Source organism: Pseudomonas sp. LH1G9, assembly GCF_002949975.1.
Lineage (GTDB): Bacteria > Pseudomonadota > Gammaproteobacteria > Pseudomonadales > Pseudomonadaceae > Aquipseudomonas > Aquipseudomonas veronii.
On sequence record NZ_CP026880.1, the window covers coordinates 5,543,705 to 5,570,258 of the forward strand.

A 26,554-nucleotide genomic window follows, 5' to 3' on the forward strand; every position below is an offset into this window, starting at 1 on the left:
CTTGCAGAGTCTAGGGAGCTAGCTTGTCCACGCCTGTCGAACCCTTGCGTTTGCTGCTACTGGCCGATACGCCTGAGTGGGCAGCATTGTTGCGCGAGTGCCTGGTGCCGATGGGCGACGGGGCTGTGCTGATCAGCGCGCCCAACTGGGACTCGGTGAGTCGTCTGTTCGATGACGACCACAGCGCCGTGCTGTTGACCACGCCCAACCTGCAACCCGGCCCGGGCCGTTGCAGCTTGCCGTGCGTGTTGTTGCTGGAACAGGAGCCGTTGGTGGCGCCCCTGGGAGTCAGTGACTGGCTGATCCGTCTTGCCATGGACGCCGACACCCTGCGCCGCTGCCTGCGCCATGTGCGCGAACGTGGCGTGCTGGAAAACACCTTGCAGCGCCTGGCCGAACAAGACCCGCTGACCGGTATCGCCAACCGCCAGGGCTTCCAGACCCTGTTGGCCGCACGCCTGGCAGACAACGAAGGGCGCGGCCTGGCCCTGGGCCACCTGGACCTCGACAACTTCCGCCACGCCAACGATGCCCTCGGCCACCAGGCCGGCGACCGGCTGATCCTGCAAGTGGTCTCGCGGCTCAAGAGCCAGCTCGAAGCCGGCGACCAACTGGCGCGCCTGGGCAGCGATGAGTTTGCCTTGCTGATCGACACCCGCCGCGCGCCCCAGCGTGCCGAATGGATGGCCGAGCGCATCACCGAAGCCATGGCCGAACCGTATTGGGTGGATGGCGAGAGCCTGCTGATCGGTTGCAGCCTGGGCGTCGCGCATGCCCGCGCGCGTGCCGGCGCCGACCCGTTGATGTGGCATGCCCATATCGCCATGCAGCAAGCCAAAAGCACCCAGGGCTGCACCTTTCATATCTTCAACGAACGCATCAACCGCAACGCCCGCAGCCTGGCCGACCTGGAAAGCGAATTGCGCCGCGCGCTGCGTCGCGACGAACTGGAACTGCACTACCAGCCGCGCCTCGACCTGGACGACGGCCATATCGTCGGCCTCGAAGCCCTGGTGCGCTGGCGCCACGGCGAGCGCGGCCTGTTGCCGCCCAGCGAATTCGTGCCGCTGGCCGAACAGAGTGGGTTGATCGTACCGCTGGGTTACTGGGTGATCTCCCGGGCCCTGCGCGACATGCAGGACCTGCGCGAACGCGGCCTGCCGCCGCTGCATATGGCGGTCAACCTGTCGTTCCGCCAGTTCCAGGATAGCCAACTGCTCTCGACCCTCAGCCGGCTGATTGTCGAGCGCGGGGTGGATGCGCAGTGGCTGGAATTCGAGCTGACCGAAACCGCCGTGATGCGCCGCAGTGACCTGGTCAAGCAGACCATGGACGCCCTCGGTCGCCTCGGTGTGCGCTTTTCCCTCGACGACTTCGGCACCGGCTTCTCATCGTTCGTCCACCTCAACAGCCTGCCGATTGCCTTGTTGAAGATCGACAAGAGTTTCGTCGGCGGCATGGAAGAGCGTGAAGAAAACCGCAAGCTGGTCCACGCCATGATCAACCTGGCCCACAACCTCAACCTGGAAGTGGTGGCCGAAGGCGTGGAAACCGCGGAACAACTGGCGCTGTTACGTTTGTTCGGTTGCGACCAGGCCCAGGGTTACCTGATCAGCAAACCGCTGCCATTGCCGGAGTTGGTGGACTACCTGACGTTCGGCAAGGACCAGCAGGCTTTGTTGGGCTAGCTCATCCTTTTCTTGCCAACCCACCCCCACATTTCAACCGCGCAAGACTTCTAGTCGGTCTGCGCGGCATGGAATGAGCGTTGAGCGTCTGGCTCCTGCCGAATCATGCGCTTCATCTTCGCCTCGAACGCACAGGTCAGGCTGATCGCCGCACAGGCCAGGCCCAGCGCCAGGCCCCACCACACGCCGGTCGGCCCCCAGCCCAGGGTGAAGGCCATCCACCAAGCCGCTGGCGCACCGATCAGCCAATAGCAACCCAGGCCCACCAGGAAGGTGGTCTTGGCGTCCTTGAGCCCACGGATGCAGCCCATGGCGATGGTCTGCACGCCGTCGAACAGCTCGAACCAGGCCGCCACGGCCAGCAGGCTGACGGCGAGCACGATCACCTCGTGGAATGCCGGGTCGTTATGGTCGAGGAACAGCCCGACCAGCGGATCGGAATACAGCCACAGCACCGCGGCAAATCCCAACATCACCGCCGCGCCAAAGCCGATGCCGACACGCCCCGCCATGCGCGCCTGCAGCAGTTGCCCGGCGCCATAGTGCTGGCCGATACGCATGGTCACCGCGTAGGACATCCCCGCCGGCACCATGAACGCCACCGAGACGATTTGCAGCGCGATCTGATGCGCCGCCAATTGCGTACTGCCCATGGTGCCCATGCACAGCGCCGCGAAGGCAAACAACCCGACTTCCACCGCGTAGGTGCCGCCAATCGGCAGGCCCAGCCGCCACAGCTCGCGCAAGTAGTGGGTGTTCAGACGCAACAGGCCTGCGCTCAGCGGGTAGGCCGAGTACGCGCGGTTGCTGCGGATGTACGCCATCAGTGCCAGCGCCATGCCATTGGCGACGATGGCCGTGACCAGGCCGATGCCCATCAAGCCGAGTTTCGGCAGGCCGAACATGCCCTCGATCAACGCGTGGTTGAGCAGGTAGTTGACCACTGTGCCGCCGAGACTGATCACCATCACCGGTGTGGCCTTGCCGATCGCGCTGGTGAAGCCGCGCAGGGCCATGAAACTCAGGTAGCCGGGCAGGGCGAACGGCAGGATCGTAAGGAATTGCCCCGCCGCGTCCACGTTGGTTTCGGTCTGGCCGAACATCAGCAGCACCGGCTTGAGGTTCCACAGCAGCAGCGCCGCCGCCAAGGCCATCAGCCAGGCGAGCCACAGCCCGGCCTGGGTCAGGCGGGTGGCGCCGTCGATATCGCCCGCGCCGTGGCGGATGGCGACCAGGGTGCCCACGGCAGCAATCACGCCGATGCAGAAAATCGCCACGAACGAGTAGCTCGCCGCGCCCAGGCCACCGCCGGCCAGGGCCTCGGGGCTCAGGCGGGCCATCATCAGGGTGTCGGTCAGCACCATCAGCATGTGCGCCAACTGTGAGGCAATCAACGGCCCTGACAGCCGCAGAATGGCCCAGAGTTCGGTACGTGCCGGATGTTGCATGATCATCACGCTCAAATTTTCGGAGGAGGGGGAGAAGGTCGATTCTCGGCGCTCTCAGCTCATTGCACAAAGGGATAAAAGCGATTGGTCGCATGATTAAAACTCATGCCTGATTGATTCTGGTAGGGTTTCAGCATCGTGCTGTCGGAGCTTTCCTTATGTCTCGTCGTCTTCCTCCGCTTTATGCGCTACGGGCTTTTGAGGCCGCTTCCCGACACAACTCGTTCACCCGTGCGGCGCAGGAGCTGTCCATCACCCAAAGTGCGGTGAGCCGGCATATCCGCACCCTCGAAGAGCATTTCGCCTGCCGCCTGTTCCTGCGCAGCGGGCGCAACCTGCAGCTCACCGAGGCCGCACGCCTGTTGCTACCCGGGGTGCGCGAGGGCTTTGCCGCGCTGGAGCGGGCCTGTCATACCTTGAACGCCGAAGATGACATCTTGCGGATGAAGGCACCCTCGACCCTGACCATGCGCTGGCTGTTGGCGCGGCTCAGCCGTTTCCGGCATTTGCAGCCGGGCAACGAAGTGCAGCTCACCAGCGCGTGGATGAGCGTGGATGAAGTCGACTTCAACCAGGAGCCTTTTGACTGCGCGGTGTTGTTGAGCGACGGGCACTTTCCGGCGGATTGGGAAGCCAGTTACCTGTTCCCGGAACTGTTGATTCCAGTCGGCGCGCCCAATTTGTTAAGCGACGGCCCATGGGACGTCAATCGCCTGGCCAGCGCCGAGTTGCTGCACCCCACACCCGACCGCCGCGACTGGCGTAACTGGTTGGAGCGTATGGGGCTGTCCGCCCAGGTGTCGCTCAAGGGCGGGCAGGTGTTCGATACCCTGGAGCTGGGCATGATCGCCGCCGCCCGGGGTTACGGTGTGTCCATGGGCGATCTGCTGATGGTCGCCGAAGACGTGGCCCAGGGGCGCTTGAGCCTGCCGTGGCCGACGGCCGTCGCCAGTGGGGAAAATTATTACCTGGTGTGGCCGAAAACCCGCCCGGGCGGCGAGCGTCTGCGCCGGCTGGCGGAGTTTCTGCAGGGCGAAGTGCAGGCCATGGTGTTGCCTGTCGTCGAGCGTCTCGATTGAATCGCTTCAGCGTGAGAGAGCAATCGTTTGCGTGATACCCCTGCACTTCGCTCAAGTATTGCCCGGCGCCGCCGAAGTAGGGGTGTTGGAACTATCGTGCACCAACGAATCTCACCAGATAATTTGCCGAGCAACGCTATGAGATCAGGATGATCCAGGCCTCGGCCAGGAGCTGTCATGTCTCAACCTCGTGCTCGGATCGCCTCCCAGCTAGGCCTCGCGTTAGCCGTGATTCTGGCTGTCGTCATCAGCGGCAGTACGGTTTTTGCCTTGCGTTCCCTCGACTCCGCCAACCTCGATACCCGGGAAGAACATCTGGCCAGCGAGGCGCGGCTGCTGGCCGATCAACTCAGTACCTTCCACGGCACCTTGCGCGAGAGCACTCAGCGCTTGAGCGGGCTGTTTGAAAAACGCTTCGGCGCCGGCTTGAGTGTGCAGGCGGATCAGCCGGTCGCCGTGGCCGGCGTGCAGACCCCGAGCCTGTACCTGGGCAAGGCGCTGCTGAACAACAACTTCGGTGACGTCGACGAGTTCAAGCAGATATCCGGCGGCGTGGCCACGGTGTTCGTGCGCAGCGGCGACGACTTTATCCGCATCAGCACGTCCTTGACCAAGCAGGACGGCAGCCGTGCCATCGGCACTGTGCTGGATCGCCAGGGGCCGGCCTACTCGCGGGTGGTCGGTGGGCAGACGTACATCGGCCGCGCCGTGCTGTTCGATCGCTCCTACATGACCCAGTACAGCCCGGTGCGCGACGCCAGCGGCAAAGTCATCGCGGTGCTGTTCATCGGCTTCGACTACACCGATGAGCAGAATGCCCAGTTCGCCAACCTCAAGCGCTTCCGCATCGGCCAGACCGGTTCGCTGGCGCTGCTGGATGAGCAGAAACACTGGCTGGTACCGCCGGCCGGGGTGCAGGCGCCGGACCAGGCTGTGCCGGTGATGCTGGACCTGGCCAAGGCGCCCGGCAAGGGCCGCTTCTGGAGCGACAAGCAGGAAGATTTCTACAGCGTCTCGGTGCCGTTTGCCGGCGGCCCCTGGTCGGTGGTGGCGAGCATGCCGAAAGCCGAGATCCGCGCGGTCACGTGGTCGGTGGGCATTCGCCTGGTGATCGGCAGCATGCTGGCGATGCTGCTGGCGGTGGGCGCAACGGTGTGGTTGTTGCGCAGCAAACTGGCGCCGTTGAGCGACTTGGTACGCCAGGCCGAAGCCTTGGGCGGCGGTGATTTGAGCGCGCGCCTGAACGTGTCGAGCCATGACGAGATCGGCCAACTGGCGCGCAGCTTCAACCAGATGGGGGAAGCGCTGTCGACCATGGTGTCGCACATCCGCAGGGCCGCCGAAGAGGTCAACGGCCGGGCGCAGGCGTTGTCCGGTTTGTCCGGCGGTGCCTATGAAGGCATGGAGCAGCAGTCCGGCGAAATCACCAGCATGGCCGGCGCGGTGGAGGAATTCAGCGCCACTTCGCTGAACATCGCCGACAACATGGGCAACACCGAGCGCCTGGCCCAGGAAAACGCGCAGCAGACCCGCATCGGCCGCAACTCGATGCAGGAGGCGTCGTCGTCCCTGGAACACATCGCCACCGCCCTGAACAGCACGGCCACGGTGATCAACACCTTGGGCCAGCGTTCCCAGGAAATCGGCGGGATCGTTGGCGTGATCACTTCGATCGCCGAACAGACCAACCTGCTGGCGCTCAATGCCGCCATCGAAGCCGCCCGCGCCGGTGAGCAGGGCCGTGGGTTTGCGGTGGTCGCCGACGAAGTGCGCAACCTGGCCTCGCGCACTCGCCAGGCCACCGATGAGATTTCCGGGATGATCCAAAGCATCCAGCAGGAAACCGGTAACGCCATCAGCACCATGGAACAGGGCAATACGCTGATGCAGGAAGGCCTGTCACGCAACGCCGACGTGGCGTCGGCCCTGGCGCGCATCGACGAGCAAAGCCGCTCGGCCGGGCAGCAATTCGCCGCGATCACCACCGCCACCCAGGAGCAGAGCAGCACGGCGACGTTGCTGAGCAGCAACCTGCAGAGCATTGCGCTGGCCAACAGCGAGCAACGCGAAGTGGTGTCGAACCTGGCGATTACCGCCAAGGAGCTGGAGACGCTGGCGGCAGGCTTGCGCCAAGAGGTCGATCGGTTTCGTTGAAGGCGCGCCTGGAACGCCTAGCGTGCCTTGAGCGCGTTAGCCAGGCGCTGCATGGCGGTTTCGATTTCATGGGCGGTCAAGGACGAGTAGCCCAATAACCATCCCTGTTGCGTGGCCGCACCGGCATACAACCGACTGAGGCCGGACAGTTGCACACTCGCGCTGGCGGCCTGGCGGATGGTTTTTTCTTCCGACCACCCCTCATGCAGCACGCAAGGGATTTGCAGCCCGCCCTGGGGCCGGCATGCCGTGACCACATCGCCGAGGTACTTGCCGATGGCGTCGAGCATGATGGCTTGGCGCCCGGCGTAGAGTTTGCGCATCGCCCGGACATGGGCGTTGTAATGCCCGTCCTCCATGAAGCGCGCCAGCGTCAGTTGCAGGATTTGCGGAGTGTGGCCGTCCATCATGCTGCGCGCATAGGTGAAGGCCTTGACCAGTTCCGGGGGCAGCACCATGTAGCCCATGCGCAGGCCGGGGAACAGGGTCTTGCTGAAGGTGCCGAGGTACAGCGTGCGCTGGTACTTGTCCAGGCCCTGCACGCAGGCAGTGGGTTTGCCTTCGTAGTGGAACTCGCTGTCGTAGTCATCTTCGATGACCCATTTGCCTTTTTCCGCGGCCCAGTTGATCAACTCCAGACGCCGCTCCAGGGTCAGCGTGGCGCCGGTCGGGTATTGATGAGACGGCGTGACATACACGCAATGGGCGCCGCTGCGGTCGGCGTGCAGCAGGTCGGTGCGGATGCCCGCCGCATCGACATCGATGGGCACGACCTTGGCCTCGGCGGTTTCGAAGGCCTTCCTGGCGCCGTAGTAGCCTGGGTTTTCCAGCAGGATCGGTTTACCGACGTCCACCAGCAGTTGCGCACACAGAAACAGCGCCTGGCGTGTACTGCTCAGCACCAGGACCTGGTCGGGCGAGCACTTCGCCCCACGCTCAAGGTTCAAGTACGTCGCGATGGCTTTGCGTAACGACTCGGCCCCTTGCGGGTCACCGTGCAACAGCACGCTGCTGCGATAGTCCTTCATCACCTGGCGCTGCAGGCGCTCCCACACATCGGTCGGGAACGAGCGGGTTTCGGGCAGGCCCGTGGCGAATGCCTTGATCACCTGTTGATCGTTCACGCCGCCGCTGTCGAGGATCATCCGCCCGCGCAGGCTCAAGCCGGCGCCCGGTGCGGCCTGGCTGGTTTTGACGGCCTGCGCCTTGATGCGGCGGCGCGAGGCACCGCGCAATTCGGTGCCGATGGCCTCGCACACGTAACTGCCGGAGCCCTCGCGCCGCACGATAAAACCATCGCGGTGCAACTGCACGTAGGCGTTCTCCACCGTGTCGCGCGCGACCCCCAACGACGTGGCCAACACCCGCGTCGCCGGCAGCTTCAGGCCCGGCGAGAGTGCGCCGTCGAGGATCAAGGCGCGCAGCGCGCGTTGAATGCGCTGGTGCAGGCCCAACTGCTGGAATTGCGCGTCGTTGAGGCGCATCTGCAGGGTTTCCAGCGCGAAGGATTTTGCCATGCGGTCTGCCTCGCCCTGAAGAATTGGCCGGTAATAGCAGGCCAGTCTATCCGTAGACTTTCACCTGTGCCACTGCCTTCACGCCGGCCAATGACCCATCACACGAGGCTCAATCCCTCGTCTGGCAAGGAGCAAAGTCCCTATGTCTTCGTCAATATCGCCGTCGCCGCTGCGCCCGCGCGACCTGTTGCACCCCATCGTGGCCGGGCTGATTTCAGTCATCGTCAATTATGGCGGTACGTTCATTCTGGTGTTTCAGGCGGCCAAGGTGGCCGGGCTCAGCCCCGAGCTGACGGCTTCGTGGGTCTGGTCGGTATCGATCGGCGTGGGGGTGACCGGGCTGTTTCTCAGTTGGGTGAGCCGTGAGCCGATCATCACCGCCTGGTCGACCCCTGCTGCGGCGTTTCTGGTGGTCGCGCTGTCTGCCACGCCTTACGCCGAGGCGGTCGGCGCGTACATGGTTTCAGCCGCTGCGTTTGTGCTGCTGGGGCTGTCCGGCTGTTTCGAAAAAGTCATCCGGCTGATTCCGCCGGGCATCGCGGCGGCCATGCTGGCGGGGATTCTGCTGCAGTTCGGCATCGGCGCGTTTGGTGGCATGAGCCTCGACCCGGTGCTGGTCGGCGTGTTGATCGCCGCTTATGTCGGGCTCAAGCGCTTTACTGCGCGCTACGCGGTCGTCGGCATTCTGCTGCTGGGCTTGGGATTCCTGCTGGTGCAGGGGCGGGTGGACTTGTCGGGCCTGTCCCTGCAACTGGCGGCGCCGGTATTCACCCGGCCCGAGTTTTCGCTCAATGCGTTGCTCAGTGTGGCGCTGCCGCTGTTTCTGATCACCCTCACGGGCCAGTACATGCCGGGCATGCTGGTGTTGCGCAACGATGGTTTCAAGACCAGCGCCAACCCGATCCTGACGGTGACCGGGTTGGGGTCGCTGCTGATGGCGCCGTTCGGCTCGCACGCGTTCAACGTCGCGGCCATCACGGCGGCCATCTGCACGGGCAGGGAAGCCTCGGAGGACGCGTCCAAGCGCTGGGTCGCCGGGGTTGCCGCTGGGGTGTTCTACATCCTCGTCGGGGTGTTCGGGGTAACGCTGGCCGCCGTATTCATGGCGTTCCCGCCGGCATTCATCACCACGCTGGCCGGCTTGGCCCTGCTGGGCACCATCGGCGCCAGCCTGGCCAACGCGATGGCGGACGTCAGGTCGCGTGAAGCCGCGCTGATCACCTTTCTGGCGTGCGCCGCCAACATCAACCTGCTCGGGATCGGCGGCGCGTTTTGGGGGTTGTTGATCGGGTTGGCTGCGTATGCGTTGCTCAACGGCCGCTTGCCACGTCGCCGTGCGCCGGCTTCCGAGGCAGTGGCGGCGGCCAAGGGAGCGGCCCAATGATGCGCGCCGAACCGCCAGCCAGCGCCACCCTGCATGCGCGTCACGGGCGTTACCCGCAGGCCAGCAGCGTGGAGGACTTCCGGCGCAATCTGGCGGCCGTACAGCAACGTATCGCCAGTGCCTGTGCGCGGGTCGGACGCGACCCGGCGAGCGTGCGCTTGTTGCCGGTCAGCAAAACCTTTGACGAGGCGCACCTGCGCCTGGCGTATGCGGCGGGCTGTCGGCTGCTGGGTGAGAACAAGGTGCAGGAAGCCCAGCGCAAATGGCAGGCCATGAGCGATCTGGCCGATCTGCAGTGGTCGGTGATCGGCCACCTGCAAACCAACAAAGCCAAGCAGGTCGCGCGCTTTGCCAGTGAGTTCCAGGCGCTGGACAGCCTGCGAGTGGCCGAGGCGCTGGATCGTCGCCTGCAGATCGAAGGGCGCCAACTGGATGTGTTCGTGCAGGTGAATACCTCCGGGGAAACCAGCAAATACGGCCTGGAGCCGCACGCCGTTGCGGGTTTTCTGCAGGCCCTGCCAGCGTTCCCGGCCTTGCGCGTTCGCGGGCTGATGACGCTGGCGCTGTTTTCGGCCGATGTGGCCCGCGTGCGCCCGTGCTTTGTGCGGCTGCGCGAACTGCGCGAGCGCCTGCGCGATAACGCCCCGGCGGGCGTCAGCCTGGAGGAATTGTCGATGGGCATGTCCGGGGATTTCGAGATTGCCATCGAGGAAGGCGCGACCGTTGTCCGCGTCGGCCAGGCCATCTTCGGCGCCCGCGCCATGCCGGATGACTACTACTGGCCGAGCGCCGATCAACCGTCAACGACCTGACTTTTCCAGCAAGGACCTGTTCATCATGTACGACTCAACATTGACACTTGAAAGCTTCGACCCGCAGCTGTGTGAGGCGATTCATAACGAGGAGCGCCGTCAGGAAGACCATGTCGAGCTGATCGCTTCCGAAAACTACGCCAGCCCGCTGGTCATGAGTCTCCAGAGCACGGTACTGACCAACAAATACGCCGAGGGCTACCCCGGCAAGCGCTACTACAGCGGCTGCGAATACGTCGATGTGGCCGAGCGCCTGGCCATCGAACGGGTCAAGGCCCTGTTCGACTGCGATTACGCCAACGTGCAGCCCCATGCGGGCGCCCAGGCAAACGCCGCGGTGTTCCTGGCCTTGATCAACCCCGGCGATACGGTGATGGGCATGAACCTGGCCCAGGGTGGCCACCTGACCCACGGCAACCCCTCCAACTTCTCGGGCCGGCATTACCACATCGTGCCTTACGGGCTCGACCCGCAGACGGGCTTGCTCGACTACGACGAGATGGAGCGCATCGCTGTGGAAACGCGGCCGAAGATGTTGATCGGCGGGTTTTCGGCCTACTCGCGGTACAAAGACTGGGCGCGCATGCGGGCGATTGCCGACAAGGTCGATGCGATTTTCTGGGTCGACATGGCTCACGTCGCCGGCTTGGTCGCCGCTGGCGAGTACCCGGACCCGTTGCCGCACGCTCACGTGGTTACCAGCACCACGCACAAGACCTTGCGTGGCCCGCGAGGCGGGTTGATTTTGTCCAAGGGCCAGGACGCAGCGTTTTACAAAAAGCTCGATTCGGCGGTGTTCCCGGGTGTTCAGGGTGGGCCGTTGATGCATCAGATTGCCGCCAAGGCGGTGGCCTTCAAGGAAGCCTTGAGGCCCGAGTTCAAAACCTATCAGGCTCAGGTCGTGGTCAATGCCCGGGCCATGGCGGCCGTGTTGCAGCGGCGCGGTTACAGGATTGTCTCGGGTGGCACCGATAACCACATGATGTTGATCGACCTGTCCGACCGGCCTTACACCGGCCAAGACGCCGATGCGGCCTTGAGCAACGCCGGCATCACCGCCAACAAGAATTCGGTGCCCAATGATCCGCGCTCCCCCTTTGTCACCTCGGGGCTGCGCATCGGCACGCCGGCCGTCACCACCCGCGGTTTCGGCGTGTTCGAGTGCGAGCAACTGGCCGCTTGGCTGTGCGATGTCCTGGACGCCCTGCAACGTGGGGAAAGCGATAGCGTTGCGCTGCAGGTGCGTGAACAGGTGATTGCGCTGTGCCGCCGACACCCGGTTTATCGCTGACTTTTCCCTTCTAAACGTTGGCGCTGTCGACCTGACTGGAGGCTGAGGGGCGGTATTGCAGGGCTTCGGCGATGTGGCTGCGGCGGATGCTGTCTGTGTGTTCCAGATCCGCCAGCGCCGCTGGCAATGCACCTTTCACTGCGAACGACTGACTGAGATAAATAATGGCATCCAGCTAATTGTTGTGATTTGTTATTGTTTGGCGAGTGATGAGGTAGCCTCAGAGTTAGGGTTCCATCAACCCATAGGTTTGGTAATCGCGGCATATGTATCTTGCAAGGTCTCAGCGCTTCAGCGTACTTGGATACGAACTATCGGGAATTTTGAGCATATATTTTTCAGGCCTCTATTTTTTGACTATTTTGGGCTTCAGGCCAGTGTTGGCTATTCTTGCAACTTGATACTTGGTTGTGGCTAGGTGTTTTTTAGTCAGTGGTTTTCTCGGAAAAGTGATTGGCATATATTTAGGAGGTCGAATCTGCGGGCTGAGTCCGACCATAGCCATGGAGGTCGGGTTACTGATGAATACGAAAGGACTCTTCGAACTTGTAAGATCGAGTATCGCATTGCAACTTGGGATTTTTTCGGAAAATGCCTACGGTATTTTCCTAGTTGTCGCACTTTTATCGGTTGTGTTGACTCAGTCGCCGCTAACATTTTTTGCTGAGTTATGCAGGAGAAACGCCGCTGTAAAAGTGAGAAGTTGACTTTTTTGTCGAATCTCGACTACTTTCTGCTAATTACATAAAAATAATTTAACGGGGTGGGAAGGGGACTACAGTAATGGATGTGATTATGGGGTTTGTTGCCGCGTTGTTTTGGGGGGCACTGATTTTCTTGTAGGGTTGAATGCTCGTGCTGTCGGCGTAAAAAGGGCTGTTTTTTTTGGCCAGGCATTAGGTTTTGTGTTGATGAGCATTCTGTTATTGCTTTACCCATTCTATTTTATCAAGTCGCTGTCAGCGTCTTCGGTAATTTGGGGGCTGGGGCTAGCCGCTGCGGTATGCACTGTTGCAGGTGCTCTAGCCCTCTCCAAAGCGTTTGCGCTCGGGAAGACCGCAGTTATTGCACCGCTGATAACCTCTTATGGTGTATTTACCACCGCGCTAGCCTGGGCTAGTGGAGATGTTATTGTTTTTAGCCAGTTCGCCGGTATTTTAATCTGTGTCATTGGAGTCTTGCTTACAAGCATCCATGTGGGTGCTGACGTGAATATAAAACGCCAAAATAGAGTGTCAATATTTTGTAACTGATCCATAAACCCCACTTATCCAAACAGACGGCGCCTGAGGTGGGGAGGAATCAAATCATGCTGGCGCGGAGACGATTCTCGGCACAGTTACTTCATTTTTTCGGCCTGATATCCACCACCATCCCCGCCTGTACGTTTTTGATCGGTGACAGTAAGTGCGGCGAAATATTCCAGCGCTGGCCGGTGTCGGTTACCACTGTGACGGTTTTGCGGTTGAACTTCATGACGGTACCGGACAGGCGCTCACCATTGGGTGAATCGAAGCTTACCCGTGCTCCCGGATGGAACTGCATCATCGATTTATGAGCCTCCAATGACTCCAACATCTTCAGCCGTTCGATAATGTGATGATTCAATGTCACTAACTCATCGACGCTCAGATGATCAATGTTGATACTCATGATGCCCTCCAATTCCAGGGTAGTAACGCCTCAACATCTTCAACTGATTCAGCCTGCGGTAATCGCTCCAGTACGTGGCGCAGCCACGTATAGGGCTCCTGGCCGTTGGCTTTAGCCGTTTCGACCAGACTGTAGATCTGGGCACTGGCGGTGGCGCCCTTGGGCGTATCGCTGAATAACCATGCCTTGCGCCCTATGACAAACGGCTTTATCGCTCTTTCGGCGGCATTGTTGTCGATCGGTAAAAAACCGGCCTCCACGTAACGTTCCAGCCGGCTCCAGTTGCTACCCAGATAACTGAGCGCCTTGCCGAGAGCACTTTGCGATGCGACTTGCGGCTGAGTTTTCTCCAGCCAGCTTTTCAACTGCGCGAGCACCGGCAAGCTCTTTTCCTGGCGACCGGCAAAGCGCTGCTCATCCGTCATTTCTTTCAAATCACGTTCGATACCGTACAACTTGTTGATCATCGTCAGCGCAACATCGGCCCGACCGGTTTTACCCTTGGGCTGCACTTTCTGCGCATCGACAAACTTGCGCCGTACATGGGCCATACAAGCCAAACGCTCGACACTCGGCTGTGCGGCCAAGGCGTTATAGCCGGCGTAATCGTCAGTCATCAAATAGCCACGATAGTCGCCGAGCAGCCGCAACGGCACCTCCTGCGCTCGACTGGTGGTGTAGTCAAAAAGAAGGATTGGTCGCGCCGGTGGGCCGCTGGCTTGTACCCACATCCAGGATTGGCTGGTCGGGTCTCGACCTGGCTCTTTGAGCACCTGCACTCGCGTTTCATCGCAGTGAACAATCGGACTTTCCAGTAACCGATCACGCATCAGATTCAACAGCGGTTGGAAGTGTTCGCAGCACTGGATCACCCAGCGCGCCAGGGTTTGACGCGGGATATCGACACCGTGGCGAGCGAGGACTTTTTCGAAACGGTGCAGCGGCAGGCCATCGACATACTTGGCGGTCAGCAACATGGCCAACACGCTGGGGCTGGCCATGCTTTTTTCGATCAGTTGCGCGGGTTTGTCGGCGGTGACCGGTGCAGTTTCACAACCACGGCAGCCGTAGACCTTGCGGATGTGTTTGATCACCCGGATCTGCATCGGCACGATCTCCAGCTGTTCGCTGGTTTCTTCGCCGATGGTATGTTTGCGGCAGCCGCAAATGCAGGTCAGTTCGTGTTCGGGGAGTTCGTGGATGACTTCGATTCGTGGCAAGTTAGCGGGTAGAGGCTTGCGTTTGCCACGGCGTTTGGTCGGGGCGACAACTTCTTCCTCAGCATCAACGGGCACTGGCGTGGCGATACTTTCAGCTTCATTGAACAACGGCAGCTGTGGTGTCATCGGATCAACGGTTTGCTCAGATTTTCGTCCGAACAGGCGCTGACGAAGCAGTGCATTTTCCTCTTCAAGAAGAGCGACTTTCGACTGCATCTGAGCAAGTAATTGCTTGAGCGCAGCCGGGTCATCGGGATGGTTGTCGGGCATCGAAGTCATGGCCCGGATTATACCCAATCAAGCAACAAATCGCGGCGTCAAAACCTGATGCGGACGGTTGCGCCACAGGTCAAAACCGTCAAGCAGCCAGTTCAGTTCCTGGACGCTCAATACGATGGCTTCGTCAGTCGCGTCGGGCGAGGTTTTGAAACGCTCGGACTCCAGGCGCTTGAGCCAAAGGCAAAAGCCATTGCGCTCCCAGTAAAGGATTTTCACCCGGTTACGGGGGCGATTTAGAAAAACAAAAAGTACCGGGTCGAATACCGCCACCTTGATATCCAGCTCGACCAGGGCGGCGAGGCCGTCGATGGATTTTCGAAAATCCACGGGCTTGGGGTAGAGGTAGACTTTTTCGACTTTGGCGTCGGGACGCATCATGAGGTGCTGGCTCCGTAAAGAGATCGGGAGCACAGCATCAGGCTTCAATGGGCGGCTTTGAATGTGTAGGTGATGGATCGCTTACAATATTTTTTGGTCTTGCAGCGGCAATTCTGTATGGCACAAGCTTTTGGATACAAGGGAAATATACGCTTCCAGTATTAGGCCCAATTACCATGCTGTGGCTGGGTTACGCCGTAGGACTGTTCGTGTTGTTTTTTATAGTAATTAAATTGGATGCTGGACTTAAATTGCCGTCCCCCAAAAATGTTGGCTTGTTAGGTATGGCTAGTTTACTTAATTTAGGTGGTTTTTCCGCTTTTTCTTGGGGGGCTATTAATGGTTCAGTATCTGTTGTTACCGTAATTAGCACGCTTTCGGGTGGAATAGCGGCGGTATTAGGTTGTTTGGTCTTCAAGGAGCGGCTGGGAGGCTGGCAGGTCTGCGGTGTCATACTTGTATTGATGGGGGCCATAATTTTGCATATGTTTAATTGATTGAGGTTTCTGTAAGTTTAATCTATTGCTGTAGTGGTGGCGGTTTTTATTGAAATGATGAGTGACGCCCTAAATCAGCTTATACCAGAGTTTTGCGGAGGCTTTCAGAAGTAAATGTTCAGTTTGTTTTTGATGGTGGTCAAGGAAACTTGATTTCTGATGGGTCTGATAGAGGTATAAAGATAACTGATTCGCCACCTCTGAGGGGGCTAGAAAGTTCTTCAATGTAGATTGCAGTGTATGCACTGCGCCGCAGTATATTAATTTTTACGGAGTGCCGAGCCATACTTATGAGCTGGCGGGACATAGCTTAGCTCTGATTGTAGCAGCTCATGTGAGTTGAATCATATCTGGCAGATAGCGGATTAAGTTATGTATAGGCGCTCAGGTGGAGGGCGCTGGTCGGTACTGCAATGCCTCCGCCAGATGATGACGAGCAATTCTTTGTCCTTGCTCCAGATCCGCCAGCGTGCGGGCGACCTTGAGCAGGCGGTGGGCCGCGCGAAGGGACAGGGTCAGGCGCTCGCAGGCGCTTTCCAGCCAGGCTTCATCCGGCCTCGACAGCGCGCAATGCTGGCGCAATCCCGGTAGGTCGAGGAACGCATTGGCGCAGCCCTGGCGCTGTTGCTGGCGGTCCCGGGCCTGGGCTACCAGTGCCGAGGCGGTGGACGTGTTGTCGCCGGGCTGCGGGGCCGGGTTCAGCGCGGTGATTTCGCGAGCGACGGTCAGGTGCAGGTCGATCCGGTCCAGCAACGGCCCGGAGAGTTTGTTGCGATAGCGCTGGACCTGCTCCGGCGTACAGCGACAGCGTGCGCTGGGGTCGCCCATGTAACCGCAAGGGCAGGGGTTCATTGCGGCGACCAGTTGAAAGCGCGCCGGGAAACTCACGCGGTCGCGGGCGCGGGAGATCACGATATGCCCCGACTCCAGTGGCTCGCGCAAAACCTCCAGCACCTTGCGATCAAACTCCGGCAGCTCATCCAGGAACAGCACCCCATGGTGGGCCAAGGTGATTTCCCCCGGTTGCGGCTTTGACCCTCCACCCACCAGCGCCGGGCCGGAGGCCGAATGGTGCGGCTGGCGAAACGGCCGATGGGGCCAATGACTCAGGGGCGCCAGGCTGACCACTGATTGAATCGCTGCCACTTCCAGCGCTTCGTGCTCACTCAGCGGCGGCAGCAAACCCGGCAGGCGGCTGGCGAGCAAGGTCTTGCCGGTGCCGGGCGGGCCGCTGAACAACAGGTTATGCGCGCCTGCCGCAGCGATCAGCAGTGCGCGTTTGGCGGCGAGTTGGCCCTGGACTTCGCTGAGGTCCGGGTAAGGTTTGTTCAAGTACAGCAAACCGTCGGACTTGAAGGGCTCGATCGGCACATGCCCATTCAGGTGCGCCACCACCTGCAGCAGGTGGTCCACCGCAATCACCTTCAACCCCGATGCCAGGCAGGCCTCTTCGGCATTCGCCCGGGGCACGATCACGCTGCGTCCGGCCTTGCGCGCCGCGAGCGCTGCCGGCAACACACCTTTCACTGCGCGTACCTCGCCCGATAGCGCCAATTCCCCTAGGCATTCCACGTCGTCGAGCATCTGCGTCGGCACCTGCACGCTCGCCGCGAGAATCCCGAGGGCTATCGCCAGGTCAAAACGCCCGCCGTCCTTGGGCAGGTCGGCGGGCGCGAGGTTGAGGGTGATGCGGCGGGACGGGTATTGCAGCGCGGAGTTGAGGATGGCACTGCGCACGCGGTCCTTGCTTTCCTTGACGGCGGTTTCCGGCAAACCCACCAGGGTGAGTGATGGCAGACCATTGGCCATGTGTACTTCGACGCTGACGGCAGGGGCTTCGACGCCGATCTGGGCGCGACTGTGGACGATGGCGAGGGACATGCTCATTCCTTGAAAGGGCGGACCGCTTCCTGCGGTTTTTCAAGGGTAGACGAGGTGGGGTAGAGCGGGACGCGGGAGGTTTTACAGAACGTATCCGCAGAGTGACGCAGAACAGGTGGGGGCGCTGGCTTGCGTGCGATAGGAGCGGTCAGGCGTATCAGAGGGACCGAGTCGATCCCATCGCAGGCAAGCCAGCTCCTACATTGGTCGGGGGTTATTCGGAGGCTGCCGGGGTCAACCGCGCTTCCAGCTCCGCCACTTTCGCCTCCAGGCTTTCCAGGCGTGCTCGGGTGCGGGCCAGCACCACCATTTGGCTGTCGAATTCTTCCCGGCTGACCAGGTCGAGCTTGCTGAAGCCGCTTTGCAGCAAGGCCTTGAACTGGCTTTCGATTTCATTGCGGGGCAGTGGGGTCTCGCCGCTGAACAGGCGGGAGGCATGGCCGCTCAGGGCGTCGAGGAGGTCTTTGGGCGCGAGCATGGGAAATATTCCGGAAAACTGTTGGCGGGCAGTGTATCACGCAGCGTCTATAGTCATTTCCACGACCTCGGGCGCACGCTTTTCGCGCAGGGTGTCGGGCGGTAGCGCACCGTTTTCGTGCGCAATCACCCCGCCAAAAAGCCCCGCAGGTGGGCATAAGTGGGCAAGGGACTGATTTCAGTGGTTTTTACGGAGCTGGCAAGGTTTCTGCTTAGACGAACATGACCCATGCACTGATGCAGTCGCTGTGACGAATGCAGTGCGCCGACGGATCAGGGGTACAGGTTTCGTCACCAGTGGTTCGCTGGCGTCGCAATGGCAACTGCTCTTGCGACGATGCGTTACAAAGCCAGGCGCTGCGCTTAGACTTGAGACGGGTTTGTTTTCCTGGGGCAAGTCCACCAATTCGGGAGAGAGTTTTCATGAAGCTAGTCACTGCCATCATCAAGCCGTTCAAGTTGGACGATGTACGCGAGTCGTTGTCCGAAATCGGCGTGCAGGGCATTACCGTTACTGAGGTCAAAGGCTTCGGGCGGCAGAAGGGTCACACCGAGCTGTATCGCGGCGCGGAATACGTGGTTGATTTCCTGCCGAAGGTGAAGATTGATGTCGCCATTGACGACAAGGATCTTGATCGGGTTATCGAGGCGATAACCAAGGCCGCCAACACCGGCAAGATCGGTGACGGCAAGATCTTTGTGGTCAATCTGGAACAGGCTATTCGCATCCGTACCGGCGAAACCGATACCGACGCAATCTAAGCCGCCAAACCCAACGCCCCAGGAGAAAACAATATGACTCTGCGTAAATTCGCAGGGCTCGGAGCCCTGTTGTCCATCGTAATGCCAAGCCTGGCCATGGCGGCAGACGAAGTGGCTGCTCCAGTCCTCAATTCCGGCGACACAGCGTGGATGCTGACATCCACCGCGCTGGTGCTATTCATGACCATTCCCGGCCTGGCGCTGTTCTACGGCGGTATGGTTCGCTCGAAAAACATTCTGTCGGTGATGATGCAGTGTTTTGCCATCACTGGCCTGATCAGCATTCTGTGGGTCATCTACGGTTACAGCATCGCGTTTGACACGACCGGCATGGAGCAGGGCGTTGTAAACTTCAACTCCTTCTTTGGCGGCATGGGCAAGGCGTTCCTGGCGGGCGTAACCCCGGCCAGCATCACCGGGCCTGCGGCGCTGTTTCCGGAAGCGGTGTTCGTCACCTTCCAGATGACCTTCGCCATCATCACCCCGGCGCTGATCGTCGGTGCGTTCGCTGAGCGCATGAAGTTCTCCGCGATGCTGATCTTCATGGCTATCTGGTTCACCCTGGTTTACGCGCCGATCGCACACATGGTCTGGAGCGGCAATGGTGGCCTGCTGTGGGACTGGGGCGTGCTGGACTTCGCTGGTGGCACCGTGGTGCATATCAACGCGGGTGTGGCTGGTCTGGTGGCGTGCATCGTGCTTGGCAAGCGTAAAGGCTACCCGACTACCCCGATGGCCCCTCACAACCTGGGTTACACCTTGGTCGGTGCGGCCATGCTGTGGGTCGGTTGGTTCGGCTTCAACGCCGGCTCCGCTGCTGCGGCCAACGGCACTGCCGGTATGGCGATGCTGGTGACCCAGATCGCTACAGCTGCTGCGGCGCTGGGCTGGATGTTCGCCGAGTGGATCACCCACGGTAAGCCAAGTGCCCTGGGCATCGCCTCGGGTGTGGTGGCTGGCCTGGTCGCCGTCACGCCTGCGGCAGGCACCGTGGGCCCGATGGGCGCTCTGGTGATCGGCCTGGTTGCCGGTGTGATCTGCTTCTTCTGCGCCACCAGCCTCAAGCGCAAGCTGGGCTACGACGACTCCCTGGATGCGTTCGGCGTACACGGTATCGGTGGCATCGTCGGTGCGATCCTCACGGGCGTTTTCGCAGCCCCAGCCCTGGGCGGCTTCGGCACCGTGACTGACGTGGCAGCCCAAGTCTGGATTCAGTGCAAAGGCGTCGGCTTCACTGTGATCTACACCGCCATCGTGACCTTCATCATCCTCAAGGTGCTGGATATGGTCATGGGCCTGCGGGTTACCGACGAAGAAGAGGCTGTCGGCCTCGACCTGGCACAACACAACGAACGCGGCTACAACTTGTAAGTAGGCGAAAAAAACATGCCCGGCTTGCCGGGCATTTTTTTGTCTGGTGTTTGTCACTCATGACGCGGGATGCCGGGTTTTTGCGTCGCGTGGATGATGGCGCTCACACGGCACTTTTCCGGGTGCGAATGTCTTACAGGCATGTAGGCGTATTCGACACTTTGTTTTTTCCCAGAGCGCGCTAGAATGCGCGCCGATGGGCGGAGAACTGTATGTGGCAACAGACCCTGATTACCCTGCGGGCCAAGCCCCGGGGCTTTCACCTGGTAACCGACGAGTTGCTTGCCGGTTTGCCTGAATTGAAGGCGTGTCGCGTGGGCCTGTTGCATCTGTGGTTGCAGCATACCTCGGCCTCGTTGACCATCAACGAGAATGCCGATCCGGCGGTTCGTCGTGACTTCGAGCGTTTTTTCAACTCGCTGGTGCCGCAAGGCCGAGCCGGGTTCGAACACAACGACGAAGGCCCGGACGATCTGCCGGCGCACTTCAAGGCCAGTCTCCTGGGTTGCCAGCTGAGTTTGCCGGTCAAGGCCGGCCGCTTGGCGATGGGGACCTGGCAAGGTGTTTATCTGGGCGAGCACCGTGATCATGGCGGTGCTCGTAAAGTCCTCGCCACTTTGCACGGTGATGGGGCATAAGCCACTGGTTATCCGGTGGATGTTGATTTTTTTCCGGCGACCTTCGACAGATGGTGAAGCTGGGCTATAACTAATCTGCTTTTCGCAAGTCATGAGGTAGAACATGAGCGACGATGATCTGGAAAACGACGAACTGGAAGTAGGCGACGAAGACGACACCGAAGAAGGTCTTGAGGCGGCAGCGGAAGACGTTGCTGACGACGACGGTGGCGATGACGTTCCTGTTCCGGCTGCCAAAGGCAAAGCCAAGGCCGCTGTTTCGGTCGATGAGCTGCCAAGTGTTGAAGCCAAGAACAAAGAGCGCGACGCGCTGGCCCGTGCGATGGAGGAATTCCTCGCTAAAGGCGGCAAAGTGCAGGAAGTCGAGGCCAACGTGGTAGCAGATCCACCCAAGAAGCCGGATAACAAGTACGGCAGCCGACCTATCTGAGGTCTGCTTCTGGCTTGCTGGAAAAGCCCGCCGTCGCTGCGGGCTTTTTCATGCCTGAAACAAATTCCTACGACTCACCGCCTGCCAATATAGGCAAACCCCCTCCCACTTACTGCCAGCTTTTGAGCAACGGAGGCAGTTCCGTCAGGCTGCGAATCTGCGCATCCGGGAGTTTATCCCCTTCCCAGACCTTGCCTGCCGGGTTGAACCACACGGCACGCAGCCCCGCCTGTTGCGCTCCGGCGATGTCGTCACCGGGGTGATCGCCGATATGCACCGCCGCGCTGGCATCCACCCCGCCCCGTTGCAGCGCTTCCTGAAACAACCGCGCATCCGGCTTGGCGATGCCGATGTCTTCGGCGCGCAACGCAAAGTGGAAGTAGTCCGCCAACCCGACGCGCTGTACGTCAGCGTTACCGTTGGTGATCACGCCCAGCAGGAAGTGTTTGCGCAGCGCTTGCAGCATCGGCTCGGCTTCGGGGAATACGGTGAGCTGGTGGCGCGCATGAATGAACGCTTCAAAGCACACATCGGCCATTTCCGTCGCTTCAGGTTGTGGATAACCGGCCTCTTCAAACGCGTGCATCAGTACGCGGTGGCGCAGCATGCTGATGCGGTGCTTGAGTTCGGGATGGCGTTCCAGCACCTGCTGGCGAAGACTGGCGAAATGTTCCAGGGGCAGTTCGCCGACCTTGGCGGCATGGGTGGCCAGCCATTCGCGCATCGACGCTTCGGCGCTGATGATGACGGGGACGTTGTCCCAGAGAGTGTCGTCGAGGTCGAAGGTGATCAGCTTGATACTCATGAGTCGCCGCCCTTGATGCGTTTGGCCCGTGGATGGGCGCTGTCGTACACCGTTGCCAGGTGTTGGAAGTCCAGGTGGGTGTAGATCTGTGTCGTCTTGATATCAGAGTGGCCGAGCAGTTCCTGCACCGCGCGCAGGTCTTGGGACGACTCCAGCAAATGGCTGGCAAACGAGTGCCGCAGCATGTGCGGATGCAGGTTCTGCCCCAGCTCGCGCTCGCCGGCCGCCTTGACCCGCAGTTGAATCGCCCGCGGCCCCAGGCGTCGGCCCTGCTGGCTGACGAATACGGCGTCGTCCGCCGGGTTGGTCAGTGCGCGCAGGGGCAGCCACAGTTGCAGCGCTTCCCGGGCCTTTCTGCCCACCGGCAGCACGCGGGTCTTGCTGCCTTTGCCGAGCACTTGCACCAGGCCGTCGGCGAGGTCGAGCTGATCGAGGTTCAGCCCGGTCAGTTCCGACAGGCGCAGGCCCGAAGAATAGAACAGCTCCAGGATCGCCTGGTCGCGATGGGCCAGGAAGTCGTCCTCGACGGCGCCATCGAGCAATTGCAGGGCGCGGTCGGTGTCGAGGGTCTTGGGCAGCCGCCGCTCGCCCTTGGGCGGGGCCAGCCCATTGGCCGGGTCGTGGTCGCACAGGCCTTCGCGGTTGAGGTAGTGATACAGGCCGCGCACCGCCGACAGCAGGCGCGCCAGGCTGCGCGAGGATTGGCCCTGCTGGTGCAGGCGCGCGATCAGGCTGCGCAGGCCCTGGATGTCCAAGGCCTTCCAGCTGGGGATCTGCTGCTTTTCGCAGTAGGCCAGGACCTTGTTCAAGTCCCGTCGGTAGGCTTCCAGGGTGTGGGGCGACACCTGGCGCTCGCTGCGTAGGTGTGCGCAGTAAGCGTCCAGTTGCCGTTCCATGGTCAGCGCACCGCGCGCAGGGCGGTGGTGAAGCGCGGTAATACGCGGCCCAGCACTTCGGCGATGTAGGTCAGGAACAACGTGCCTACCGAACTTTTGTAGTGCGCAGGATCACGGCTGGCGATGGCCAGTACCCCATGCAGGCCTTGATGGCTGAGGGCGACCACGGCGGTCGAACCGATCTGCTTGCGCTGCTCGGCGCCAAACAAAAAGTCCAGCTCATGCTCGCGCAAGGTGCCGCTGATGGTCTTGCCTTCGGAAAGCAGGCCGCCGATCGCCGTTTGCGCTTCGCCGCCGCTGACCCAGCGCCCGACCGGCATCGGGTTGTCGCTGAACAGGATCAGGCTGACGAAGGGCACCTGGAAGTCCTGGCGCAGGCTGTCTTCCACGGCGATCACCGTTTCTTCCAGGCTGGTGGCGTCCATCAGCGTCAGAATCAGGCGACGGGTCTTGTCGAACAGGCGGTCGTTATCGCGGGCGACGTCCATCAAGTGCGAGAGCCGATGGCGCATTTCGATGTTGCGCTCGCGCAGGATCTTCATCTGCCGCTCCACCAGCGACACGGTATCGCCACGCTGGTGGGGGATGCGCAGGGCCGGCAGCAGTTCTTCGTGTTCGACGAAGAAGTCCGGGTTAGCCTCAAGGTACGCCGCGACGGCAGCGGCCTCCAGACTTTCGCTCGGGGATGCTTGTGCGGGTACTTGAGGCTTATCGGTCATTTGCTTGGCTCACTCATAGACGGACCTGTCCTTCGTATACGCGCGTGGCCGGCCCGGTCATCATCACCGGGTGGCCGGGGCCTGCCCATTCGATGGACAAACGTCCACCGGGCAGGTCGATCAGCAGCGGCGAATCCATCCACCCCTGGCTGATCGCGGCCACGGCAGCGGCGCAAGCACCGGTGCCGCAGGCCTGGGTTTCGCCAGCGCCGCGTTCCCATACGCGCAATTGCGCGCGGGAGCGGTCGATCACCTGCAGGAAGCCCACATTGACCCGTGCCGGAAAGCGCGGGTGATGTTCGATCTTCGGCCCCAGCTCATGCACCGGCGCATTATTGATGTCGTCGACCCGCAGCACCGCATGGGGGTTGCCCATGGACACCGCCGCCAGTTCGACAGCCTGGCCGTCGACATCGACGGTGTAGTGGGTGGCCTGCTCGGTGGCCTGGAACGGAATATCCGCCGGCACCAGGCGTGGCGCGCCCATGTTGACGCTGATCTGGCCGTCGCTGCGGACATCCAGCTCGATCACGCCGCTCTTGGTCTCGACACGAATCTGCCGCTTGGCGGTCAGGCGCTTGTCCAGCACAAAGCGGGCGAAGCAGCGCGCACCGTTGCCGCACTGTTCCACTTCGGAACCGTCGGAGTTGAAGATCCGGTAACGGAAATCCACCTCCGGGTTGCTCGGCGCCTCAACGATCAGCAACTGGTCGAAGCCGATGCCGGTATGACGGTCGCCCCACTGTTTGGCGTGCTTGGGCAGGATGTGCGCGTGCTGGCTGACCAGGTCAAGGACCATGAAGTCATTGCCCAGCCCGTGCATCTTGGTAAAACGCAGCAGCATGGCTTACTCCGGCAGCAGGCTTTCGCCAGCATACAACTCGGCTACCGTCTCGCGGCGACGCACTTCAAACGCTTGATCACCGTCCACCAGCACCTCGGCGGCACGCCCGCGGGTGTTGTAGTTGGAACTCATGACAAACCCGTAGGCACCGGCCGAATGAATGGCCAGCAGGTCGCCTTCTTCCAGGGCCAACTGACGATCCTTGGCCAGGAAGTCGCCGGTTTCGCAGATCGGGCCGACGACGTCATAGGCGCGCGCTGCGCTGTCGCGAGGCGTTACGGCGGTGACATTCATCCAGGCCTGGTACAGCGCCGGGCGGATCAGGTCGTTCATCGCCGCATCGACGATGGCGAAATCCTTGTATTCGGTGTGCTTGAGGTACTCGACCTGGGTCAGCAGCACGCCGGCATTGGCGACGATGTAGCGGCCCGGCTCGAACATCAGCGTCAGGTCGCGGCCTTCCAGGCGTTCGCGCACGGCCTTGATGTAGTCGCCGATCAGCGGCGGCTCTTCATCGCGATACTGCACGCCCACGCCGCCACCGAGGTCGATGTGCTGCAGGTAGATGCCGCACTCGCCGAGGCGGTCGGTCAGCGCCAGCAGACGGTCGAGGGCATCCAGGAACGGCGGCAGGGTGGTCAGTTGCGAGCCGATATGGCAGTCGACACCCAGCACTTCCAGGTTCGGCAATTGGGCGGCGCGGATGTACACGTCCTCGGCGTCGGCGATGGCGATGCCGAACTTGTTCTCTTTCAGGCCGGTGGAAATGTACGGGTGGGTGCCAGCGTCGACGTCCGGGTTGACGCGCAGGGAAATCGGCGCGCGAACGCCCATCTCGGCGGCGACCACTTGCAGGCGCTCCAGCTCGTCGGTGGATTCGACGTTGAAGCAATGCACGCCGACTTCCAGGGCACGGCGCATGTCTTCGCGGCTCTTGCCGACGCCGGAGAAGACGATCTTGTCAGCCTGGCCGCCAGCCGCCAGGACACGTTCCAGCTCGCCGCGGGAGACGATGTCGAAACCGGCGCCCAGACGCGCCAGGACATTGAGCACGCCCAGGTTGGAGTTGGCCTTGACCGCGTAGCACACCAGGTGCGGCACGCCGTTCAACGGGTCGGTGAAAGAGCGATATTGGGCTTCGATATGCGCGCGCGAGTACACATAGGTCGGGGTGCCAAAGCGCTCGGCAATTGCGGACAGCGCCACGCCTTCCGCGAACAGCTCGCCGTTCCGGTAGTTAAAAGCGTCCATGGGGTTCCCTTAGTAAGTGTCGTGCTTATGCGCTTTGGCAGGCTTTTGCGACGATTGCGCCTGTTCATTCGGGTCTTTGCTGTCATCGGGCAGATACAGCGGGCCTTTTTGACCACAGGCACTAACGAGGCAAGCGACCGCGACGAGCGCAGCAAGGGAAGAGATCAGGCGCTTCATGGCGAAATCCTTGAATATGCATTAATTGCGCCCGAGTATACCGACCACCCGCCAGCTTGCCTATGCGCCGGAATACCCGTCCGGCGGGGGTTTGCCGACATAACTGCGAAGCTGGCTACGCTTGTCGGGGATATTTCTTACCGCCATTGGTAATGAACTCGGTATCCTTTGCAATCGGCGGAGCGCGTCCGTATCGTGCGGCGCTTGAGCAAAACCAGACACTTTTGAGGTTGCCGCAATGAGTTTGACCGAAGCCCGTTTTCACGACCTGGTGGATTCGACCCAGAACGCGCTGGAAGATATTTTCGACGACAGCGGCCTGGATGTGGACCTGGAAAGCTCGGCCGGGGTGCTGACCGTCAAGTTCGAGAACGGCACTCAACTGATCTTCAGTCGCCAGGAACCGCTGCGCCAACTGTGGCTGGCGGCACGTTCCGGTGGTTTTCACTTCGATTACAACGAAGAAGACCGCAATTGGCAGTGCGATACCAGCGATGAGCTGCTCAGCGAAATGCTCGCGCGGCTGGTTCAGGAACAAGCCGGCGTCGAGCTCGGCTTCGATGAGCTGAACCCCGACGAGAATTGATTGTGAGCCAGCCTGCAATCGTGCGTCCGCCCAAGCCGTTGTTCAGTAATGTCAGCCCGGCGGTGCCGTCACCTTGTATCAGTTTGTGTCGGCTGGACGAGGCAAAAGTCTGCCTTGGCTGCTTTCGCCATGTGGAAGACATCCGTGAATGGCGCTCCGCCGATGATCAGCGGCGACGCGTGATCGTGGCCCAGGCCGAGCGGCGCAAAGTCGGGCCTTGAGCCCGTCTTGTTTATTTACGGTGCTGTGGTAGTGTCCGGGTACACCTCAACTCATCGAGGTCCGTGAGAACCCCGCCTTTTCCTGGCGGGGTTTTG

The 26,554-nt window shown here is 61.1% G+C and carries 27 protein-coding genes and 2 pseudogenes; 15 read left to right on the forward strand and 14 right to left on the reverse strand.

The genetic code is table 11. The annotated features are described in order from the left end of the window. The first annotated feature begins 23 nt into the window (after nucleotides 1-23). A complete protein-coding gene (locus C5F70_RS25555) occupies nucleotides 24-1,688 on the forward strand; it encodes a bifunctional diguanylate cyclase/phosphodiesterase (protein WP_017846030.1) in 1,665 nt (554 codons plus the stop codon). A 50-nt stretch (nucleotides 1,689-1,738) separates the two neighbouring features. On the opposite strand, the gene C5F70_RS25560 is transcribed toward C5F70_RS25555, so the two are convergent. Further along, nucleotides 1,739-3,142: a NorM family multidrug efflux MATE transporter gene (locus tag C5F70_RS25560; protein ID WP_017846029.1), complete on the reverse strand. Its 1,404-nt coding sequence runs from the start codon at nucleotides 3,140-3,142 to the stop codon at nucleotides 1,739-1,741. A 152-nt stretch (nucleotides 3,143-3,294) separates the two neighbouring features. On the opposite strand from C5F70_RS25560, the gene C5F70_RS25565 reads away from it, so the two are divergent. Beyond that, complete coding sequence (locus tag C5F70_RS25565) at nucleotides 3,295-4,215, forward strand: LysR substrate-binding domain-containing protein (RefSeq protein WP_026139908.1); 921 nt, start codon at nucleotides 3,295-3,297, stop codon at nucleotides 4,213-4,215. Between the two features lie 177 nt (nucleotides 4,216-4,392). Further along, entirely contained in the window at nucleotides 4,393-6,369 is a 1,977-nt protein-coding gene (locus C5F70_RS25570; protein ID WP_017846027.1) for a methyl-accepting chemotaxis protein, read from the forward strand. A 17-nt stretch (nucleotides 6,370-6,386) separates the two neighbouring features. On the opposite strand, the gene C5F70_RS25575 is transcribed toward C5F70_RS25570, so the two are convergent. Continuing rightward, nucleotides 6,387-7,886 carry a PLP-dependent aminotransferase family protein gene (locus C5F70_RS25575; protein WP_104904250.1) on the reverse strand — a complete coding sequence of 500 codons (1,500 nt, stop codon included), beginning with the start codon at nucleotides 7,884-7,886 and terminating at the stop codon, nucleotides 6,387-6,389. A 142-nt stretch (nucleotides 7,887-8,028) separates the two neighbouring features. On the opposite strand from C5F70_RS25575, the gene C5F70_RS25580 reads away from it, so the two are divergent. Genes C5F70_RS25580 through glyA form a run of 3 tightly spaced genes read left to right on the forward strand, consistent with a single transcriptional unit; the run spans nucleotide 8,029 to nucleotide 11,373 of the window. Beyond that, nucleotides 8,029-9,270: a benzoate/H(+) symporter BenE family transporter gene (locus tag C5F70_RS25580; RefSeq protein ID WP_104904251.1), complete on the forward strand. Its 1,242-nt coding sequence runs from the start codon at nucleotides 8,029-8,031 to the stop codon at nucleotides 9,268-9,270. Continuing rightward, nucleotides 9,267-10,082 (forward strand): YggS family pyridoxal phosphate-dependent enzyme, encoded by an 816-nt coding sequence (locus C5F70_RS25585; RefSeq protein WP_104904252.1) that lies wholly within the window; start codon nucleotides 9,267-9,269, stop codon nucleotides 10,080-10,082. Before C5F70_RS25580 ends, C5F70_RS25585 begins: the two co-directional genes overlap by 4 nt. Before the next feature lie 25 nt (nucleotides 10,083-10,107). After that, the gene (gene glyA, locus C5F70_RS25590; RefSeq protein ID WP_104904253.1) at nucleotides 10,108-11,373 is read left to right on the forward strand and encodes a serine hydroxymethyltransferase; all 1,266 of its coding nucleotides are present in this window, start codon (nucleotides 10,108-10,110) and stop codon (nucleotides 11,371-11,373) included. A 10-nt stretch (nucleotides 11,374-11,383) separates the two neighbouring features. Here glyA and C5F70_RS31280 read toward each other — a convergent pair whose 3' ends face one another. After that, nucleotides 11,384-11,512, reverse strand: a complete 129-nt coding sequence (locus tag C5F70_RS31280) for a hypothetical protein (RefSeq protein ID WP_256588307.1) — start codon at nucleotides 11,510-11,512, stop codon at nucleotides 11,384-11,386. A 310-nt stretch (nucleotides 11,513-11,822) separates the two neighbouring features. On the opposite strand from C5F70_RS31280, the gene C5F70_RS31645 reads away from it, so the two are divergent. Together C5F70_RS31645 and C5F70_RS30700 are read left to right on the forward strand one after the other, a co-directional pair. Beyond that, complete coding sequence (locus C5F70_RS31645) at nucleotides 11,823-12,080, forward strand: hypothetical protein (RefSeq protein WP_158683889.1); 258 nt, start codon at nucleotides 11,823-11,825, stop codon at nucleotides 12,078-12,080. Nucleotides 12,081-12,168: 88 nt separating this feature from the next. Beyond that, nucleotides 12,169-12,569: pseudogene (locus C5F70_RS30700) on the forward strand (EamA family transporter); the annotation flags it as partial. A 148-nt stretch (nucleotides 12,570-12,717) separates the two neighbouring features. Here the strand turns inward: C5F70_RS30700 and C5F70_RS25595 are convergent. Genes C5F70_RS25595 through tnpB form a run of 3 tightly spaced genes read right to left on the reverse strand, consistent with a single transcriptional unit; the run spans nucleotide 12,718 to nucleotide 14,903 of the window. Further along, a complete protein-coding gene (locus tag C5F70_RS25595; RefSeq protein ID WP_104903687.1) occupies nucleotides 12,718-13,026 on the reverse strand; it encodes a hypothetical protein in 309 nt (102 codons plus the stop codon). Continuing rightward, entirely contained in the window at nucleotides 13,023-14,525 is a 1,503-nt protein-coding gene (locus tag C5F70_RS25600) for an IS66 family transposase (RefSeq protein WP_102619022.1), read from the reverse strand. The genes C5F70_RS25595 and C5F70_RS25600 overlap by 4 nt, the downstream gene beginning before the upstream one ends. Nucleotides 14,526-14,543: 18 nt before the next feature. After that, complete coding sequence (gene tnpB / locus C5F70_RS25605; RefSeq protein ID WP_046489445.1) at nucleotides 14,544-14,903, reverse strand: IS66 family insertion sequence element accessory protein TnpB; 360 nt, start codon at nucleotides 14,901-14,903, stop codon at nucleotides 14,544-14,546. A gap of 83 nt (nucleotides 14,904-14,986) precedes the next feature. Here tnpB and C5F70_RS25610 point away from each other — a divergent pair. After that, nucleotides 14,987-15,400, forward strand: a pseudogene (locus tag C5F70_RS25610) (EamA family transporter); the annotation flags it as partial. A gap of 384 nt (nucleotides 15,401-15,784) precedes the next feature. On the opposite strand, the gene C5F70_RS25615 reads toward C5F70_RS25610, so the two are convergent. Both C5F70_RS25615 and C5F70_RS25620 read right to left on the reverse strand, forming a co-directional pair. After that, on the reverse strand, nucleotides 15,785-17,281 hold the full coding sequence (locus C5F70_RS25615) for a YifB family Mg chelatase-like AAA ATPase (RefSeq protein ID WP_104904255.1): 1,497 nt from the start codon (nucleotides 17,279-17,281) through the stop codon (nucleotides 15,785-15,787). A 214-nt stretch (nucleotides 17,282-17,495) separates the two neighbouring features. Then, nucleotides 17,496-17,759 (reverse strand): accessory factor UbiK family protein, encoded by a 264-nt coding sequence (locus C5F70_RS25620; RefSeq protein ID WP_017845178.1) that lies wholly within the window; start codon nucleotides 17,757-17,759, stop codon nucleotides 17,496-17,498. Nucleotides 17,760-18,181: 422 nt separating this feature from the next. On the opposite strand from C5F70_RS25620, the gene glnK reads away from it, so the two are divergent. The 4 genes from glnK (at nucleotide 18,182) to sutA (ending at nucleotide 20,959) form a co-directional block, all read left to right on the forward strand. Then, entirely contained in the window at nucleotides 18,182-18,520 is a 339-nt protein-coding gene (glnK, locus tag C5F70_RS25625; RefSeq protein ID WP_002555808.1) for a P-II family nitrogen regulator, read from the forward strand. 33 nt (nucleotides 18,521-18,553) lie between these two features. Beyond that, a complete protein-coding gene (locus C5F70_RS25630) occupies nucleotides 18,554-19,891 on the forward strand; it encodes an ammonium transporter (RefSeq protein ID WP_017845177.1) in 1,338 nt (445 codons plus the stop codon). A 212-nt stretch (nucleotides 19,892-20,103) separates the two neighbouring features. Continuing rightward, complete coding sequence (locus C5F70_RS25635; protein WP_017845176.1) at nucleotides 20,104-20,529, forward strand: secondary thiamine-phosphate synthase enzyme YjbQ; 426 nt, start codon at nucleotides 20,104-20,106, stop codon at nucleotides 20,527-20,529. Nucleotides 20,530-20,632: 103 nt separating this feature from the next. Further along, on the forward strand, nucleotides 20,633-20,959 hold the full coding sequence (sutA, locus tag C5F70_RS25640) for a transcriptional regulator SutA (protein ID WP_017845175.1): 327 nt from the start codon (nucleotides 20,633-20,635) through the stop codon (nucleotides 20,957-20,959). Nucleotides 20,960-21,068: 109 nt separating this feature from the next. Here the strand turns inward: sutA and C5F70_RS25645 are convergent, their stop codons facing one another. From C5F70_RS25645 to C5F70_RS25670, 6 genes are read right to left on the reverse strand one after another with little or no spacing between them, the layout of a single operon-like run. Beyond that, nucleotides 21,069-21,764, reverse strand: a complete 696-nt coding sequence (locus C5F70_RS25645; protein ID WP_102617843.1) for an HAD family hydrolase — start codon at nucleotides 21,762-21,764, stop codon at nucleotides 21,069-21,071. Next, nucleotides 21,761-22,660 carry a tyrosine recombinase XerC gene (gene xerC / locus C5F70_RS25650; RefSeq protein WP_046381665.1) on the reverse strand — a complete coding sequence of 300 codons (900 nt, stop codon included), beginning with the start codon at nucleotides 22,658-22,660 and terminating at the stop codon, nucleotides 21,761-21,763. Before xerC ends, C5F70_RS25645 begins: the two co-directional genes overlap by 4 nt. A 2-nt stretch (nucleotides 22,661-22,662) precedes the next feature. Beyond that, complete coding sequence (locus tag C5F70_RS25655; RefSeq protein ID WP_017845172.1) at nucleotides 22,663-23,379, reverse strand: DUF484 family protein; 717 nt, start codon at nucleotides 23,377-23,379, stop codon at nucleotides 22,663-22,665. Between the two features lie 13 nt (nucleotides 23,380-23,392). Beyond that, on the reverse strand, nucleotides 23,393-24,223 hold the full coding sequence (dapF, locus tag C5F70_RS25660) for a diaminopimelate epimerase (protein ID WP_017845171.1): 831 nt from the start codon (nucleotides 24,221-24,223) through the stop codon (nucleotides 23,393-23,395). Between the two features lie 3 nt (nucleotides 24,224-24,226). Continuing rightward, nucleotides 24,227-25,474, reverse strand: a complete 1,248-nt coding sequence (gene lysA / locus C5F70_RS25665; protein WP_017845170.1) for a diaminopimelate decarboxylase — start codon at nucleotides 25,472-25,474, stop codon at nucleotides 24,227-24,229. Nucleotides 25,475-25,483: 9 nt separating this feature from the next. Next, a complete protein-coding gene (locus tag C5F70_RS25670) occupies nucleotides 25,484-25,651 on the reverse strand; it encodes a lipoprotein (protein ID WP_017845169.1) in 168 nt (55 codons plus the stop codon). 238 nt (nucleotides 25,652-25,889) lie between these two features. Between C5F70_RS25670 and cyaY the strand changes: the two genes are divergently transcribed. Together cyaY and C5F70_RS25680 are read left to right on the forward strand one after the other, a co-directional pair. Continuing rightward, on the forward strand, nucleotides 25,890-26,237 hold the full coding sequence (cyaY, locus tag C5F70_RS25675; protein WP_017845168.1) for an iron donor protein CyaY: 348 nt from the start codon (nucleotides 25,890-25,892) through the stop codon (nucleotides 26,235-26,237). Between the two features lie 2 nt (nucleotides 26,238-26,239). Continuing rightward, entirely contained in the window at nucleotides 26,240-26,458 is a 219-nt protein-coding gene (locus C5F70_RS25680; protein WP_026139803.1) for a DUF1289 domain-containing protein, read from the forward strand. The last annotated feature ends 96 nt before the right edge of the window (nucleotides 26,459-26,554 follow it).